This is a genomic window from Streptomyces sp. NPDC005408 (assembly GCF_040606445.1).
Lineage (GTDB): Bacteria > Actinomycetota > Actinomycetes > Streptomycetales > Streptomycetaceae > Streptomyces.
This window is the reverse complement of record NZ_JBEXEX010000035.1, coordinates 1-16,908: the sequence shown is the minus strand read 5'-3', so window position 1 is coordinate 16,908 and position 16,908 is coordinate 1. Positions and strand designations below refer to the sequence as shown.

Sequence of the window (16,908 nt, the reverse complement as noted above, 5' to 3'; positions counted from 1 at the left end):
GCCAGTTGACGGCCGTTCTCGCAGCGTGGTGGACTGCCGAAGCCATCTACGGCGGCAGAAGAGGAAGCCGGTGCGAATCCGGCGCGGTCCCGCCACTGTCACGGGGGAGCACTCCCCCGGAAGCCAGGAACTCTCACCGCCGTTTACGTCGAACCAGGGCGCGGACACCCTGAGTGAGGACATATCGCCATGCCCGGCTGCGGTTCAGTTCCTGCTGTGAGTACGAGGGTCCTACGAGGCGGAACGTCGGCCTGAACCCATGCGTGCCGACCATGAATTCGTGTACGGCGCCGCCGCCGGTCTCGTCGGTGACCTGGTGCTCGGTGATCCTCGCCGGGGGCATCCGGTCGCCGCGTTCGGGCGGGTCGCGGGCGCCGTCGAGAGTGTGCTGTGGCGGGACCACCGGGGGTGGGGCGCGCTGCACGCCGTCGTGTGTGCCGGGGGCGCCGTCGCTGCCGCCGCTCTCCTCGGGCGCGGGGTACGGGGGCGGCCCGCCGCGTCCGTTGCCCTGACCGCCGCCGCCACCTGGGCCGTCGTCGGCGGCACTTCGCTCGGCCGGGAGGCGCGGGCCATCGGCGATGCGCTCGCCGCCGGGGATGTGGAGGTGGCGAGGGAGCGGCTGCCGCATCTGTGCGGGCGCGATCCGCAGGCCCTGGACGAGCAGCAGATCGCGCGCGCCGTCGTCGAATCCGTCGCCGAGAACACCTCCGACGCCGTGGTGGGCGCGCTGGTCTGGGGCGCGCTGGCCGGTGTGCCGGGGCTCGTCGGGTTTCGCGCGGTCAACACGCTGGACGCGATGGTGGGGCACAAATCAGCCAAGTACCGCCGGTTCGGATGGGCTTCGGCCCGGCTCGACGATGTGGCCGGGTGGCCGGGAGCCCGGCTCACCGCGATGCTGGCGGTGCTCGCGGGCGGAGATGCGCGCGGAGCCGCAGCGGCATGGCGGGCCGATGCGAAGCAGCACCCGAGCCCCAACGCGGGACCTGTGGAGGCCTCGTTCGCGGGCGCCTTGGGTGTACGGCTCGGCGGAACGCTCTCCTACGGCGGACGCGTCGAGCACCGGCCCGTACTCAACGGCGGCGGGCGCGCCGTCGAGGTGGCCGACATCGAACGTGCCGTGCGGCTCTCCCGTCGCGTCGGCCTGCTGACACTGGCGACATGCGCGGCGGGCCGCCTGGCAGGTCATGCACTGCGGGCGCGTCGCGCCGGAAAGGGGCGGGGATGAGCGGGCGTACAGGCGGAGGGCTGCTGGTCGCCGGGACCACCTCCGACGCGGGCAAGAGCGTCGTCACCGCCGGGATCTGCCGGTGGCTCGTACGGCAGGGAGTCAAGGTCGCGCCCTTCAAGGGGCAGAACATGTCCCTCAATTCGTTCGTGACGCGCGAGGGCGCCGAGATCGGACGGGCGCAGGCCATGCAGGCGCAGGCCGCCCGCGTGGAGCCCAGCGCGCTGATGAACCCCGTGCTGCTCAAGCCCGGCAGCGACCGTTCCAGTCAGGTCGTGCTGATGGGCAAGCCGGTCGGCGAGCTGAGCGCACGCGGCTACCACGGAGGGCGGCAGGAGGCTCTGTTCGGCACTGTCGTGGAGTGCCTGGAGGAGCTGCGGGGCACGTATGAAGCCGTGATCTGCGAGGGGGCGGGCAGTCCGGCCGAGATCAATCTGCGGCGTACGGACATCGTGAACATGGGCATCGCACGGGCCGCTCGGCTCCCGGTGCTCGTGGTCGGGGACATCGACCGCGGCGGCGTCTTCGCCTCGTTCTTCGGTACGACGGCGCTGCTCGCCCCCGAGGACCAGGAGCTGATCGCGGGCTATCTGGTCAATAAGTTCCGGGGCGATGTGACGCTCCTCGAACCCGGCCTGGAGATGCTGCACGGGCTGACCGGGCGGCACACCTATGGCGTGCTGCCCTTCGCTCACGGGCTCGGCATCGACGAGGAGGACGGGCTGCGGGTCTCCCTGCGCGGCGCGGTGCGGGAGTCGGTGGTCGCGCCGCCGGTCGGCGAGGACGTGCTGCGCGTGGCTGTGTGCGCCGTACCTCTGATGTCCAACTTCACTGACGTGGACGCGCTCGCCGCCGAACCCGGCGTCGTCGTGCGCTTCGTGGACCGGGCCGAGGAGCTGGCCGACGCCGATCTGGTGGTCGTGCCGGGCACGCGGGGCACGGTGAGGGCGCTTGAGTGGCTGCGCGAGCGCGGGCTCGCGGACGCGCTGGCACGACGGGCCGCCGAGGGGCGGCCGGTGCTCGGCATCTGCGGCGGCTTCCAGGTCCTCGGCGAGCACATCGAGGACGAGGTCGAGTCGCGGGCGGGCGCCGTCGACGGGCTCGGGCTGCTGCCGGTACGGGTGCGGTTCACGAAGGACAAGACCCTCGCGCGGCCCGTGGGCGAGGCGCTCGGCGAGCGGGTCGAGGGTTACGAGATCCATCACGGGGTCGCCGAAGTGCTCGGCGGGGAACCCTTCTTGGACGGCTGCCGGGTCGGCTCGCTGTGGGGCACGCACTGGCACGGCTCGCTGGAGAGCGACGGCTTCCGGCGCGCCTTCCTGCGCGAGGTGGCGGCGGCCGCCGGCCGTCGCTTCGTACCGGCGCCCGACACCAGCTTCGGGGCGCTGCGCGAGGAACAGCTGGACCGCCTCGGCGATCTGATCGAAGAGCATGCGGACACGGACGCGCTGTGGCGGCTCATCGAGTCGGGCGCTCCGACGGGACTGCCTTTCCTTCCACCGGGAGCGCCATGAGCACCGTGCTGTTGCTGTCCACCGCCGACACCGATCTGCTGGCGGCCCGGGCCTCCGGAGCGCCGTACCGGATCGGCAACCCGACCCGTGTCGATGTGGCGCGGGAGCTGCCCGCGCTGATCGAGGGCGCTTCGGTCGCGGTCGTGCGGCTGCTCGGCGGGAAGCGGGCCTGGGAGGACGGTCTCGCGGCCCTGCGTGCCGCCCGTATTCCGACCGTCCTGCTGGGCGGGGAGGCCGTTCCGGACGCGGAGCTGATGGCCGAGTCGTCCGTGCCCGCGGGTGTGGTGGCCGAGGCTCTGCGCTATCTCGTCGAGGGCGGTCCCGGCAACCTTGTCGAGCTGGCCCGCTTCCTCTCCGACACGGTGCTCCTCACGGGTGTGGGCTTCGCCGAGCCGCAGAAGATGCCCGAGTGGGGCGTGCACGGCACGCGCGCGTACATCGAGGGGCGGCCGACCGTCGGCGTGCTCTTCTACCGGGCGCACCAGCTCTCCGGGAACACCGCCTTCGTCGACACGCTCTGCGACCGGATCGAGGCTCGGGGCGCCAACGCCCTTCCCGTGTACTGCGGTTCGCTGCGCGGCGCCGACACCGGCCTGTACGAACTCCTCGCCGGGGCGGACGCCCTCGTCGCCACGGTGCTCGCCGCCGGCGGCACGCGCGCGAGCGACGCCAGTGCGGGCGGCGACGACGAGGCCTGGGACATCGGGGCGCTCGCCGAACTCGACATTCCGGTGCTCCAGGGCCTGTGCCTGACGTCCTCGCGGGCCGTCTGGGAGGCCTCGGACGCCGCGCTGTCCCCGATGGACGCGGCGATGCAGGTGGCGATCCCCGAATTCGACGGGCGGCTGATCACGGTCCCGTTCTCCTTCAAGGAGCAGGGCCCCGACGATGTGCCGGTGTATGCCGCGGACCCGGAGCGAGCCGGGCGCGTCGCCGGAATCGCCGTACGCCACGCCCGGTTGAGGCACCGGCCGAATGCCGAGAAGAAGCTGGCGCTGGTCTTCACCGCCTACCCGACCAAGCACTCACGGGTCGGCAATGCGGTGGGCCTGGACACCCCGGCCTCCGCGGTACGGGTCCTGGACGCGCTGCGCGATGCCGGTTACGCCGTCGAAGGCTACCCGGACAACGGAGACGAGCTGATCCACCGGCTCATCAACGCCGGTGGCCACGACGTGGAATGGCTGACCGACGAGCAGTTGTCGGCCGCCCCCGCGCGCGTGCCGCTCGCCGACTACCGGGCCTGGTTCGAGAAGCTGGATCCCGCGCTGCGCGACGGAATGCTGGAGCACTGGGGCGAGCCGCCGGGCTCGCTCTACGTCGACGGCGACGAGATCGTGCTGGCCTCGCTCCGGTTCGGGAACGTCGTGGTCATGATCCAGCCGCCGCGCGGTTTCGGCGAGAACCCCATCGCGATCTACCACGACCCCGACATGCCGCCCTCGCACCACTACATGGCGGCGTACCGGTGGCTGGAGACCGCGGCTTCGGAGGGGGGCTTCGGCGCGGACGCGATCGTGCACATGGGCAAGCACGGCACCATGGAGTGGCTGCCGGGCAAGGGCCTCGGCCTGTCGGCCGGCTGCGGCCCGGACGCCGTGCTGGGCGAACTGCCGCTGATCTACCCCTTCATCGTCAACGACCCGGGCGAGGGCACCCAGGCCAAGCGCCGCGGCCACGCCACGGTCGTGGATCATCTGGTGCCGCCGATGGCGCGTGCGGACACCTACGGCGATCTGGCCAAGCTGGAGCAGCTCCTCGACGAGTACGCGCTCGTGTCCGACCTCGACCCGGCGAAGGCCCCGGCGGTACGGGCGCAGATCTGGACGCTGGTGAAGGCCGCCGAGCTCCATCACGACCTGCATGTCGACGAGCAGCCGGACGACGGCGACTTCGACGGGTTCGTCATGCATATCGACGGCTATCTCTGCGAGATCAAGGACGTCCAGATCAGGGACGGTCTGCACATCCTGGGCGGCGGCCCCGAGGCGGAGGCCCGGGTCAATCTCGTCCTGGCGGTGCTGCGCGCCTCCCAGGTGTGGGGCGGGCAGGCCAACGCCCTGCCGGGACTGCGCGCCGCGGTCGCCGGGCACTTCGGACTCGTCGAGAAGGATCTGCTGGCCGAGCCGGGCGCGCCGGTGAAGGTGCCGGTGGAGCTGACCGCGCTGGTCGAGGGTCCGGCCAGGACCGGCGCCGACGCGATCGATCTGCTGGAGCACCTGTGCCGGCGGCTCGCCGAGGGCATGGAGGAGTGCGGCTGGTCCACGGACCGCTGCGCCGCGCTTGTGCACGACACGCTGGGGGTCGAACTCCCGGGCGCCGTCGCCGTATTGGGCTTCGCCTGCGAGGAGGTCGTGCCGCGTCTTGCCCGTACGACCGACGAGATCGGCAATATCCTGCGGGCACTGAGCGGCGGCTATGTGCCCGCCGGTCCCTCCGGGTCGCCGACGCGCGGCCTCGTCAACGTCCTGCCGACCGGCCGCAACTTCTACTCCGTCGACCCCAAGGCGATCCCCTCCCGGCTGTCGTGGGAGGTCGGCCAGGCGCTCGCCGACTCGCTGGTGGCGCGGTATCTGACGGACACCGGCGCCTACCCGAAGTCGGTGGGTCTGACGGTGTGGGGCACGTCCGCGATGCGCACGCAGGGCGACGACATCGCCGAAATCCTGGCGCTGCTCGGCTGCCGCCCGGTCTGGGACGACGCGTCCCGGCGCGTGACGGGCTTCGATGTGGTGCCTCTGGCGGAGCTCGCGCGACCGCGCATCGATGTGACGGTCCGCATCTCCGGCTTCTTCCGGGACGCCTTCCCGCATGTGGTGGGGCTGATCGACGACGCCGTACGAGCGGTGGCCGACCTCGACGAGCCCGCCGAGTCCAACTACGTACGGGCCCACGCCGACGAGGACACGGCACAGCACGGCGACCGGCGGCGCGCCACGGCGCGGATCTTCGGCTCCAAGCCGGGGGCGTACGGAGCGGGTCTGCTGCCGCTGATCGACGCGCGGAACTGGCGCTCCGACGCGGATCTCGCCGAGGTGTACGCGGTGTGGGGCGGATACGCGTACGGGCGCGGGCTGAACGGGCGTGCGGCGCGCGGGGACATGGAGACGGCGTTCCGCCGGATCGCGGTTGCCGCGAAGAACGTGGACACGCGGGAGCACGATCTCGTCGACGCGGACGACTACTTCCAGTACCACGGCGGGATGGTCGCCATGGTCCGTCATCTGACGGGCGATTCGCCCGAGGCGTATGTGGGCGACTCGGCGGTTCCCGACCAGGTCAGGACGCGCACGCTGGGCGAGGAGACGCATCGCGTCTTCCGGGCGCGGGTGGTCAATCCGCGCTGGATGGCGGCGATGCGGCGGCACGGCTACAAGGGCGCGTTCGAGATGGCCGCGACGGTGGACTACCTCTTCGGGTACGACGCGACGGCAGGGGTCGTCGACGACTGGATGTACGAGAAGTTGTCGGCGGAGTACGTCTTCGATCCGGAGAACCGGGAGTTCATGCAGAAGTCCAATCCATGGGCGCTGCGGGGGATCACGGAGAGGCTGCTGGAGGCGGCGGAGCGGGGGCTGTGGGCGGAGCCGGACGCGGAGACGCTGGAGCGGTTGCGCCGCACGTACCTCGAGCTCGAGGGCGACCTGGAGGGGGACGCGTGAAGGTGATTTCTTGCCGGGGGCTCCGCCCCCATACCCCCGCGCCGCACACGCCGGGGCTGATTTTTACGATCGAGGAGACCGCATGAGCACCCCCTACCCGTTCACCGCCATCGTCGGGCAGGAGGACCTGCGGCTCGCGCTGTTGCTCAACGCCGTCTCACCTGCCGTCGGCGGTGTGCTCGTGCGTGGCGAGAAGGGGACCGCCAAGTCGACCGCCGTGCGTGCCCTTTCAGCGTTGATACCGCAAGTTCCGGTGGTCTCCGGGTGCCGGTTCTCCTGCGACCCCGCATCCCCAGACCCGGCCTGTCCCGACGGGCCCCACGAGACAGGCGGCGGCATCGCGCGCCCCGCGCGGATGGTCGAACTGCCCGTCGGGGCATCCGAGGACCGGCTCGTCGGCGCGCTCGACATCGAGCGGGCGCTGGCCGAGGGCGTGAAGGCCTTCGAGCCGGGGCTGCTCGCCGACGCGCACCGCGGGATCCTCTACGTCGACGAAGTGAACCTGCTCCACGACCACTTGGTGGACCTGCTCCTCGACGCGGCCGCCATGGGCGCGTCGTATGTCGAACGCGAAGGCGTCTCGGTGCGACATGCGGCGCGTTTCCTGCTGGTGGGGACGATGAACCCCGAAGAGGGCGAACTGCGGCCGCAGTTGCTGGACCGGTTCGGGCTCACCGTCGAGGTCGCGGCATCCCGCGAGCCCGACCAGCGGGTCGAGGTGGTGCGGCGGCGCCTCGCGTACGACGACGATCCGGGCGGCTTCGCCGGGCGCTGGGCGGACGACGAGGCGGCTGTCCGGGCACGGATCGTGGCCGCGCGGGCGCTGCTGCCCGAGGTACGGCTCGGGGACGGCGCACTGCGCCAGATCGCCGCGACCTGCGCGGCCTTCGAGGTGGACGGCATGCGCGCGGACATCGTGATGGCGCGTACGGCGACGGCCCTGGCCGCGTGGGCGGGGCGCAGCGACGTACTGGCCGAGGACGTGCGCCAAGCCGCACTGCTGGCGCTCCCCCACCGGCGGCGGCGCAATCCCTTCGACGCGCCGGGTCTTGACGAGGACAAGCTCGACGAGACGCTGGAGGAGTTCGGCGACGACGACCCGGACCCCGGTCCGGACGGGCCCGGAGGGGGCGGCGGGCAGCCGCCGCAGGACGGGCCCGGCACGCCGCAGGGCGACGCGGGAACGGACGACACTCCGGCCGAGCCGCAGGAGGCCCAGGGCGGACAGCCACAGGCCTCGGGCGGCGGTGAGCAGCAGCCCGTACGGGCCGCGGAGCCGTTTCGTACGAAGGTGCTGAGCGTGCCCGGTCTCGGCGAGGGCGCGACGGGGCGCAGGTCCCGTGCGCGGACCGAGCACGGGCGGACGACGGGTGCGCGGCGGCCCCGAGGGGCGCTCACCAAGCTGCACTTGGCGGCGACCGTACAGGCGGCAGCCCCGCACCAGCGGGCGCGCGGGCGCAGCGGCCGCGGTCTGGTGGTCCGGCGCGACGATCTGCGGCAGGCAACGCGGGAGGGGCGCGAAGGGAACCTCGTGCTGTTCCTGGTGGACGCCTCGGGTTCGATGGCGGCCAGGCAGCGGATGAGCGCGGTCAAGGGCGCGGTGCTCTCGCTGCTGCTCGACGCGTATCAGCGGCGCGACAAGGTCGGACTGATCACCTTCCGCGGCAAGGACGCGGACGTGGCGCTGCCGCCGACCTCGTCGGTGGACGCGGCCGCAGCCCGGCTCGAACTGCTGCCGACGGGTGGCCGGACGCCGCTGGCGGCCGGACTGCTGCGGGCGCACGACGTACTGCGCGTGGAGCGCATGCGCGATCCGGCCCGCCGGCCGCTGCTGGTCGTAGTGACGGACGGCCGCGCGACGGGTGGTGCCGATCCGGTCGCGCTCGCCTCGCGGGCCGCGCGGCTGCATGCAGCCGAGGGCAGGACCTCCGTCGTCGTGGACTGCGAGTCGGGGCCGGTGCGCCTCGGGCTCGCCGGGGAACTCGCCCGTGATCTCGGCGGCACCGCCGTCACCCTGGACGAGCTGCGCGCCGACAGCATCGCCGGGCTCGTCAGGGACGTAACCGCAACCAGGAGGGCCGCTTAATGCCGCAGGGACAGCCGACCGTCGTACCCGAGGACGGACTCACCACCCGCCAGCGCCGCAACAGGCCGCTTGTGATGGTGCACACGGGCGTCGGCAAGGGGAAGTCGACGGCGGCCTTCGGGATGGCTCTGCGCGCCTGGAACCAGGGCTGGCCGGTCGGGGTGTTCCAGTTCGTCAAGTCTGCGAAGTGGAAGGTCGGCGAGGAGACCGCGCTGAAGGTGCTGGGCGCGAGCGGCGAGGGCGGCAAGGTCGACTGGCACAAGATGGGCGAGGGCTGGTCCTGGATCCAGCGAGCCCCCGCGGACGGCGAGCTCTCGAACGAGGAGAAGGCGCGCGAGGGCTGGGAGCAGGTCAAGCGCGACCTGGCCGCGGAGTCGTACACGTTCTATGTACTGGACGAGTTCGCGTATCCGCTGCACTGGGGCTGGGTGGACACCGCAGAGGTGATCCAGGTGCTGCGCGACCGCCCCGGCACCCAGCATGTGGTGATCACCGGCCGCAACGCGCCCGCCGAGCTCGTCGACTTCGCCGATCTCGTCACCGACATGTCCAAGGTCAAGCACCCGATGGACGCCGGTCAGAAGGGGCAGCGGGGCATCGAGTGGTAGCACGTCTCGTCATCGCCGCGCCGTCGTCGGGCAGCGGCAAGACCACCGTCGCGACGGGCCTGATGGCGGCCTTCGTCGCGGCGGGGCTCACCGTGTCCCCGCACAAGGTCGGCCCGGACTACATCGATCCGGGCTACCACTCGCTCGCGACGGGTCGCCCCGGTCGAAATCTCGACGCCTACATGTGCGGTACGGAGCTGATGGCGCCGCTGTTCGCGCACGGCTCCGCGGGGTGCGACGTGGCCGTCGTCGAGGGCGTGATGGGGCTCTACGACGGGGCGGCCGGGGCGGGCGAACTGGCCTCCACGGCCCAGGTGGCAAAGCTGCTGCGGGCGCCGGTGGTGCTGGTGGTCGACGCGTCGTCGCAGTCGCGGTCGGTGGCGGCACTGGTGCACGGATTCGCGTCGTGGGACCCCGAGGTGCGGATCGGTGGCGTGATCCTGAACAAGGTTGCGTCCGACCGTCACGAGGAACTGCTCCGGGATGCGCTCGAGGAGTCGGGCGTGCCGGTGCTGGGGGTGCTACGGCGGGCCCCTGCTGTGTCGACACCCTCGCGGCACCTGGGGCTGGTGCCGGTCGCCGAGCGGCGGGGCGACGCGGTGGACGCGGTGGCGGCGATGGCCGAACAGGTTCGGCGGGGCTGCGACTTGGAGGGGCTGCTGAGTTTGGCGCGGTCGGCTCCGAGGCTGGGTGCGGCGGCGTGGGATGCGGTTGCCGCCTGCGGCGAGCCAGTCCCCACCCCGCCCCTTCCCGAACTGGGGGCAAGCCCCCAGAGCCCCGAACGCGCTTCGCGCGTGTCCTCAAAGGCCGGACGGGCTGAAGTTCAGCCCCTCCGGCCTTTGAAGAGCGGGAGGTTGGCGGTCCCCCCGGACGGAGTCTGGGGGAGGGCGGGGTGGGGAACAAGCCCCGGGCAGCGGCCCCTCGTCGCCATCGCGAGCGGCCCCGCCTTCACGTTCTCCTACGCCGAGCACGCCGAACTCCTCACCGCCGCTGGCGCCGACGTCGTCCCCTTCGATCCCCTTCGGGACGAGCAGCTCCCGGACGGCACCGCCGGGCTCGTCATCGGGGGCGGATTCCCGGAGGTCTACGCCCCCGAGCTGTCCGCCAACGAACCCCTCCGCAAGGCCGTCGCCGAATTCGCGCACTCCGGTGCGCCCGTCGCCGCCGAGTGTGCCGGGCTGCTGTATCTCGTGCGGTCCCTCGACGGGCAGCCCATGTGCGGCGTCCTGGACGCCGATGCCCGGATGACCGAGCGGCTCACGCTCGGCTACCGGGAGGCCGTCGCGGTGAGCGACAGCGCGCTCGCCGTGGCCGGGACGCGCCTGCGGGGGCACGAGTTCCACCGCACCGTCATTGAACCCGCCGCGGGCCCGGCCCCCGCCTGGGGCCTGCACCGGCCGGAGCGGCGCGTCGAGGGGTTCGTACAGCTTGGCGTGCATGCGAGCTATCTCCACACGCACTGGGCTTCCGCGCCCGGTGTGGCCCGCCGATTCGTTGAGGGGTGCACGCGATGAGCAGGCTGATCGGTGTCGGAGTGGGGCCTGGCGACCCGGAGTTGGTGACTGTGAAGGGCGTACGCGCCCTTCAGGAGGCCGATGTCGTCGTCGTACCGGTGATGGACACGCTGGAGCGCGGACGCGCCGAGGCGACCGTCCTGCACTACGTCGGCGCCGAGAAGGTCGTACGGGTCGTCTTCGCGCTCAACGAGCGCACCGACCGGGCCCGTCGCGAGGCCGCCTGGGATGCCGCCGGCGAGCAGGTCTCCGAACTCCTGCGACACCACGACATCGTCTCCTTCGCGACGATCGGAGACCCGAACGTGTACTCCACGTTCACCTATCTCGCGCAGACGATCGGCGAACTGGTCCCGGGGACGGCCGTGGAGACCATTCCCGGTATCACCGCGATGCAGGATCTGGCGGCCCGCAGCGGCGCGGTCCTCACCGAGGGCACCGAGCCGCTGACGCTGGTGCCGGTGACGGCCGGAGCCGCCGTCCTCAAGGGCGCACTGGAGGGGCCGGGCACGGTGGTGGCGTACAAGTTCGGACGGCTGGCGGCCGAGGTGGCGACGGCGCTGCGGGAGACGGGACGCACCGAGGGCGCGGTGTGGGGCTCGGCGCTCGGGCTGCCCGAGGAGTCGATCCGGCCGGCCGCCGATCTGGACGAGGGCCCGCTGCCGTACCTCTCGACCCTGATCGCACCGGCGCCGCGCGGCGGCGGCCGTGGGGGCAAGCTGTGAACCCGTCACTCGGACAGGCCGACCACCAACCACACGAAGGCGACTCCCCCGGCCGTGCACAGCAGGGTGGATCGGGCCGGGTGGGCGTGGTGCGCCTCGGGCAGGATCTCGGCCGCGGCGAGATAGAGCAGGGCTCCGCCGAAGAACCCCAGGTAGCTGCCGAGGAGTTCCGGCGGGAGCGTGAACAGCAGCGTGGACGCGGCGCCCGCGACGGGAGCGACCGCGTCGGCGACGAGCATCGCGAGCGCCTTGCCGCGGGTGTTCCCGTACAGGCTGGTGATCGTGTACGTGTTGAAGCCGTCGGCGAAGTCGTGGGTGATGACGGCGAGCGCGACCGTCGCGCCCATGCCGCCGCCCACCTGGAAGGCCGCGCCGATCGCGATGCCGTCCATCAGGCTGTGGCCGACCATCGCCGCGGCCGCCGTCAGCCCCACCTGCGGCACTCTCTCGTCCAGGCCGTGTGCGGCGCGGCGCACGGCAAGCAGCCGTTCCACCAGGTGCGCCGCGAGGAAGCCGCCGACGAACAGCAGCAGCGCCTGCGGCACCCCGAACACCTTGTCGCCCGCCGCGTCCAGCGCCTCCGGCAGCAGGTCCAGTCCGACCACGCCGAGCATCAGCCCGCCGGCCAGGCCGAGCACGAGGTGGCGGCGGTCGGTGACACGACCGGCCGTCCAGCCGCCGAACAACGTCATCAGGAACGCGCCGAGCGCGACGAACACCGCCATGCGCCCTTGCTAGCCGATTGACCTGCTTCCTGGCACATCAAGGATCCCCGGATCCACCCGAATGACACGAGAGGACCGCCGCTCATGGCCGATGCCGACACCCGCGGGAAGGTGACCTTCGTCGGCGCCGGCCCGGGCGCCGCCGATCTGCTGACGTTCCGCGCCGCGCGGGCGATCGCCGACGCCGACATCGTCATCTGGGCGGCGAGCCTGGTGCAGCCGGACGTCCTCGACCACGCGCGCGAGGGCGCGGAGGTCCTCGACTCGGCGGCGATGTCCCTGGAGGACGTCGTCGCGGTGTACGAGCGGGCGCGCGAGGGGGACTTGAAGGTCGCCCGTATCCACTCCGGGGACCCCGCGCTGTGGGGCGGCACGCAGGAGCAGCTCGACCGGTGTGCGGAGCTCGGCCTCGCGGTCGAGATCGTGCCGGGCGTCTCGGCGTTCTCGGCGGTCGCCGCGATCGCGCAGCGCGAGCTGACGATTCCGCAGGTCGCGCAGTCGGTGATCCTGACCCGGCTCGGCGGCGGGAAGACGCCGATGCCGCCGGGCGAGGAGGTACGGGAGTTCGCGCGGCACGGCACGACGATGGCGCTGTTCCTGTCGGCGGCGCGATCCGGCCAGTTGACGCAGGAGCTGCTGGAGGGCGGCTATCCGACGAGTACGCCGGTGGTCGTCGCGTATCAGGCGACCTGGCCGGAGGAGCTGATCCTGCGCTGCACGATCGGCACGCTGGAGGAGACCGTCAAGGAGCACAAGCTCTGGAAGCACACGCTGTTCCTGGTCGGGCCCGCGCTGGCGGCTTCGGGGACGCGTTCGCATCTCTACCACCCGGGGCATTTCCATGGCTTCCGCAAGGCCGATCCGGCCGCCCGCAAGGCACTTCGCGCGCAGGGAGCGGCGCAGTGATCGGCCTGATCTCGGCGACGGCGGCGGGTGCTGCGGCGCGCGACCGGCTGGCCGCGGCCTGGCCCGGCCGCACCCGGGTGTACGAGGGTCCGGTGGGGCGGTCGGTGGAGCGTGCGTTCACGGAGTGCGAGCAGCTGGTGTGTTTCCTGGCGACGGGCGCAGTGGTGCGGCTGCTCGCCCCGCTGCTTGCCGGCAAGTCGGTGGATCCGGGCGTGGTGTGCGTGGACGAGGGGCAGCGGTACGCGGTGTCCCTGCTCGGCGGCCACGGCGGCGGCGCGAACGAGCTGGCGGCGCAGGTCGCCGATGTTCTCGGCTGCGCCCCGGTGGTGACGACGGCGACGGACGCGGCAGGCGTGCCGGGTCTTGACACCCTGGGATGGCCGGTGGAGGGCGCGGTCGCGTCGGTGACCCGGGCGGTGCTCGACGGCGAACCGGTGGAGCTGCGGGCGGACGCGGTGTGGCCGCTGCCGCCGCTGCCGGGGAATGTGGTGCCGGAGGCCGCTTCCGGCGCGGGTGCGCCGCCCGCCGCCGAAGCGGCAGGCACCGGTGCGGTCCGCGCGGACGGACGCGCCGTCCTGCACGTCACCGACCGGATCGTCCACGTCGGGCCCTACGACGCCGTGTTGCGGCCGCCGTCGCTCGTCGTCGGGGTCGGGGCCTCCAAGGACGCTCCCCTCGACGAGGTCCTCGGCCTGGTCGAGGAGACCCTGCGCGGGGCTGGACTGTCGGCGCTGAGCGTCGCGGCACTGGCGACCGTCGACGCGAAGGCCCAGGAGCCGGGGATCGTTGGTGCGGCGGAGCGTCTGGGCGTGCCGCTCGTGACGTACGCGCCCGAACGGCTCGCGTCGGTCGCCGTGCCGAACCCGTCCGGCGCGCCCCTCGCCGCGGTGGGCACCCCCTCCGTCGCCGAGGCCGCGGCGCTCGCCGACAGCGGTCAACTCCTGGTCCCGAAGCGGAAGTCGAGCCCCGACGGACGGGCCGCGATGGCGACGTGCGCCGTCGTGCGCCGAGCGCCGCGTGGCCGCCTTGCAGTGGTCGGGCTCGGCCCGGGGGCCCGCGATCTGCTCACCCCGCGCGCCACGGACGAGCTGCGCCGCGCCTCGGTGGTGGTCGGGCTCGATCAGTATGTCGACCAGATCCGCGATCTGCTCAGGCCCGGCACCCGGGTCGTCGAATCCGGCCTCGGGGCCGAGGAGGAGAGGGCCCGTACGGCTGTCGCCGAGGCACGCGCCGGTCATGCGGTCGCGCTGATCGGCAGCGGTGACGCGGGCGTGTACGCGATGGCCTCACCGGCGCTTGCCCAGGCGTCCGACGACATCGACGTGGTCGGCGTGCCGGGCGTGACCGCGGCGCTGGCCGCCGCCGCGATCCTGGGCGCGCCGCTCGGGCACGACCATGTCTCGGTCAGCCTGTCCGATCTGCACACCCCGTGGGAGGTCATCGAGCGCCGGGTGAAGGCGGCGGCCGAGGCGGACATCGTCGTGACCTTCTACAACCCGCGCAGCCGCGGCCGTGACTGGCAGCTCCCGAAGGCGCTGTCGATCCTCGCGGAGCACCGCGATCCGGGCACGCCGGTCGGTGTCGTACGCAACGCGTCCCGGGCGGACGAATCCAGCCGCGTCACCACACTGGCCGGACTGGATCCGGCGACGGTGGACATGATGACGGTCGTGACGGTCGGCAACACGGCGACGCGTGAGGTCGCGGGCCGCATGGTGACCCCGCGGGGCTACCGCTGGCAGTCATGAGATCGCACGTTCAGAGGGCGAGTCCCCGCCGTACCCTCGCCGCAGCCGTCGCCACGCGGAATGCTCTGCCGTACCACCCCCACATCAAGGAGAACGCGTGACCACCCCGCCAGCACTGCTCATCGCCGGTCACGGCACCCGTGACGAAGCCGGGGCCGAGGCCTTCCGTGACTTCGTACGGGAGCTGGGGCGGCGCCATCCCGAACTCCCCGTCGGGGGCGGCTTCATCGAGCTGTCCCCGCCGCCCATCGGCGAAGCCGTCGCCGAGCTGGTCGAGCGGGGAGTGACCCGCTTCGCCGCGGTGCCGCTGATGCTGGTGTCCGCCGGGCATGCCAAGGGTGACATTCCGGCCGCGCTGGCCCGCGAGCGGGAGCGTCACCCCGGGATCTCCTACACCTACGGCCGTCCCCTCGGCCCGCACCCCTCGCTGCTGCGCGTCCTGGAGCGGCGGCTGGACGAGGCACTGGGCTCCGCGCCGCGTACGCCCGGCGACCGCGCCGATGTGACGGTGCTGCTGGTGGGCCGCGGTTCGACCGACCCGGACGCCAACGCCGAGGTGCACAAGGCGGCCAGGCTGCTGTGGGAAGGGCGGGGTTACGCGGGTGTGGAGACGGCGTTCGTCTCGCTCGCCGCGCCCGATGTGCCCAGCGGCCTCGACCGGTGCGTCAGGCTGGGGGCGCGGCGGATCGTGGTGCTGCCGTACTTCCTGTTCACCGGGATCCTGCCGGACCGGGTGCGTCAGCAGACGCAGGGCTGGGCGGAGGCGCACCCCGAGGTGGAGGTGGTCTCGGCCGATGTGATCGGCCCGACCGAGGAGTTGCTCGACCTGGTCCTCGATCGCTACCGGGAGGCCGTCGACGGCGACATCCGGATGAACTGCGACTCGTGCGTCTACCGGATCGCGATGCCGGGCTTCGAGGACAAGGTCGGCCGTCCGCAGCAGCCGCACTTCCACCCGGACGACGACGGCCACCACCACGACGGCCACCATCACGACGGACCCACCCACGACGGGCACACCCACCACCAGCACGGCAGCCATGCACACGCACACTGACGCACACGACCTGCGCCACCACGGTGACGCGGAGGTACGGGACGCCGGTCTCACCGACCTCGCGGTCAATGTCCGCGCCGGGACTCCCCCGGACTGGCTCCGCGAACGCATCGCGGACTCGCTGACCGGACTGGCCGCCTATCCGGACGGGCGGGCGGCTCGGGCGGCGGTCGCGCGGCGGCACGGGCTGCCGGTGGAGCGGGTACTGCTGACGGCGGGGGCCGCGGAGGCGTTCGTTCTGCTCGCGCGCGGGCTGACGGTACGTCACCCACTGGTCGTGCACCCTCAGTTCACCGAGCCGGAGGCGGCACTGCGGGACGCCGGGCACGAGGTCGCGCGGCTGCTGCTGCGGGAGGAGACCGGCTTCCGGCTCGATCCGGCGGCCGTGCCCGAGGCGGCGGATCTGGTGGTGATCGGCAATCCGACCAACCCCACGTCCGTACTGCATCCCGCCGACGACATCGCCGAACTGGCCCGCCCCGGGCGGCTGCTGGTGGTGGACGAGGCCTTCATGGACGCGGTGCCGGACGAGCCCGAAGCACTGGCGGAACGTACCGACATCCCTGGTCTCGTGGTGCTGCGCAGCCTCACCAAGACCTGGGGGCTCGCGGGCCTGCGCATCGGCTACGTGCTGGCCGAGCCGGAGACGATCGCCGCGCTGGAGCGTGCTCAGCCGCTGTGGCCGGTGTCGACGCCGGCGCTGGCGGCGGCCGAGGCGTGCATGGAGCCCGCAGCGCTCAAGGAGGCGGCGCAGGCGGCGCAGCTGCTCGCGACGGAGCGGGCACATCTGCTGGCGGGGCTAGCGGAGTTCGACGAGGTACGGGTGGTGTCGGCGGCGGAGGGCCCGTTCGTCCTGGCCCACGTCCGGCGCGGCGCGGAGGTCCGCGTCCGCCTGCGCGCCCTCGGCTTCGCGGCCCGCCGCGGCGACACGTTCCCGGGACTGGGCCCTGGCTGGCTGCGGCTGGCGGTCCGCGACCGGGCAACGACGAACCGCTTCCTGCAGGCGCTGGACCAGGCGCTGACGATGGTGGGTGAGTAGGGCGATCCGGCGGGGCTCCGCCCCGCACCCCGCGCCTCAAACGCCGGCGGGGCTGAATTTCAGCCCGTCCGGCGTTTGAGGACATGCGGCCGAAGGTCG

General features: G+C 72.6%; 12 protein-coding genes and 1 riboswitch. Of the genes, 11 read left to right on the top strand and 1 reads right to left on the bottom strand.

What is annotated here, in order from left to right; translation table 11 throughout:
* Nucleotides 1-11: 11 nt before the first annotated feature.
* Nucleotides 12-154: riboswitch (cobalamin riboswitch) on the top strand.
* 105 nt (nucleotides 155-259) lie between these two features.
* From ABZS64_RS27190 to cobI, 7 genes are all read left to right on the top strand, one after another.
* Nucleotides 260-1,225 (top strand): cobalamin biosynthesis protein, encoded by a 966-nt coding sequence (locus ABZS64_RS27190; RefSeq protein WP_355834892.1) that lies wholly within the window; start codon nucleotides 260-262, stop codon nucleotides 1,223-1,225.
* Nucleotides 1,222-2,739 carry a cobyric acid synthase gene (locus ABZS64_RS27185; protein WP_355834889.1) on the top strand — a complete coding sequence of 506 codons (1,518 nt, stop codon included), beginning with the start codon at nucleotides 1,222-1,224 and terminating at the stop codon, nucleotides 2,737-2,739. Before ABZS64_RS27190 ends, ABZS64_RS27185 begins: the two co-directional genes overlap by 4 nt.
* Entirely contained in the window at nucleotides 2,736-6,401 is a 3,666-nt protein-coding gene (cobN, locus tag ABZS64_RS27180; protein WP_355834887.1) for a cobaltochelatase subunit CobN, read from the top strand. Before ABZS64_RS27185 ends, cobN begins: the two co-directional genes overlap by 4 nt.
* Before the next feature lie 82 nt (nucleotides 6,402-6,483).
* A complete protein-coding gene (locus ABZS64_RS27175) occupies nucleotides 6,484-8,487 on the top strand; it encodes a putative cobaltochelatase (protein ID WP_355834884.1) in 2,004 nt (667 codons plus the stop codon).
* Nucleotides 8,487-9,095: a cob(I)yrinic acid a,c-diamide adenosyltransferase gene (gene cobO, locus ABZS64_RS27170; RefSeq protein WP_355834881.1), complete on the top strand. Its 609-nt coding sequence runs from the start codon at nucleotides 8,487-8,489 to the stop codon at nucleotides 9,093-9,095. Before ABZS64_RS27175 ends, cobO begins: the two co-directional genes overlap by 1 nt.
* A complete protein-coding gene (locus ABZS64_RS27165; protein ID WP_355834878.1) occupies nucleotides 9,089-10,609 on the top strand; it encodes a cobyrinate a,c-diamide synthase in 1,521 nt (506 codons plus the stop codon). The genes cobO and ABZS64_RS27165 overlap by 7 nt, the downstream gene beginning before the upstream one ends.
* Nucleotides 10,606-11,334, top strand: a complete 729-nt coding sequence (gene cobI / locus ABZS64_RS27160; protein WP_355834875.1) for a precorrin-2 C(20)-methyltransferase — start codon at nucleotides 10,606-10,608, stop codon at nucleotides 11,332-11,334. The genes ABZS64_RS27165 and cobI overlap by 4 nt, the downstream gene beginning before the upstream one ends.
* 5 nt (nucleotides 11,335-11,339) lie before the next feature.
* On the opposite strand, the gene ABZS64_RS27155 is transcribed toward cobI, so the two are convergent.
* A complete protein-coding gene (locus ABZS64_RS27155) occupies nucleotides 11,340-12,059 on the bottom strand; it encodes a ZIP family metal transporter (protein WP_355834872.1) in 720 nt (239 codons plus the stop codon).
* A gap of 84 nt (nucleotides 12,060-12,143) precedes the next feature.
* Between ABZS64_RS27155 and cobM the strand changes: the two genes are divergently transcribed.
* The 4 genes from cobM to cobC all read left to right on the top strand — a co-directional run bounded on the left by cobM (nucleotide 12,144) and on the right by cobC (nucleotide 16,809).
* Nucleotides 12,144-12,965 carry a precorrin-4 C(11)-methyltransferase gene (cobM, locus tag ABZS64_RS27150; RefSeq protein ID WP_355834869.1) on the top strand — a complete coding sequence of 274 codons (822 nt, stop codon included), beginning with the start codon at nucleotides 12,144-12,146 and terminating at the stop codon, nucleotides 12,963-12,965.
* Nucleotides 12,962-14,713, top strand: a complete 1,752-nt coding sequence (cobJ, locus tag ABZS64_RS27145; RefSeq protein WP_355834866.1) for a precorrin-3B C(17)-methyltransferase — start codon at nucleotides 12,962-12,964, stop codon at nucleotides 14,711-14,713. The genes cobM and cobJ overlap by 4 nt, the downstream gene beginning before the upstream one ends.
* Nucleotides 14,714-14,810: 97 nt before the next feature.
* Nucleotides 14,811-15,770: a sirohydrochlorin chelatase gene (locus ABZS64_RS27140; protein ID WP_355834863.1), complete on the top strand. Its 960-nt coding sequence runs from the start codon at nucleotides 14,811-14,813 to the stop codon at nucleotides 15,768-15,770.
* Nucleotides 15,754-16,809, top strand: coding sequence for an Rv2231c family pyridoxal phosphate-dependent protein CobC (cobC, locus tag ABZS64_RS27135; RefSeq protein ID WP_355834860.1), 1,056 nt, complete (start codon nucleotides 15,754-15,756; stop codon nucleotides 16,807-16,809). The genes ABZS64_RS27140 and cobC overlap by 17 nt, the downstream gene beginning before the upstream one ends.
* Nucleotides 16,810-16,908 lie beyond the last annotated feature (99 nt).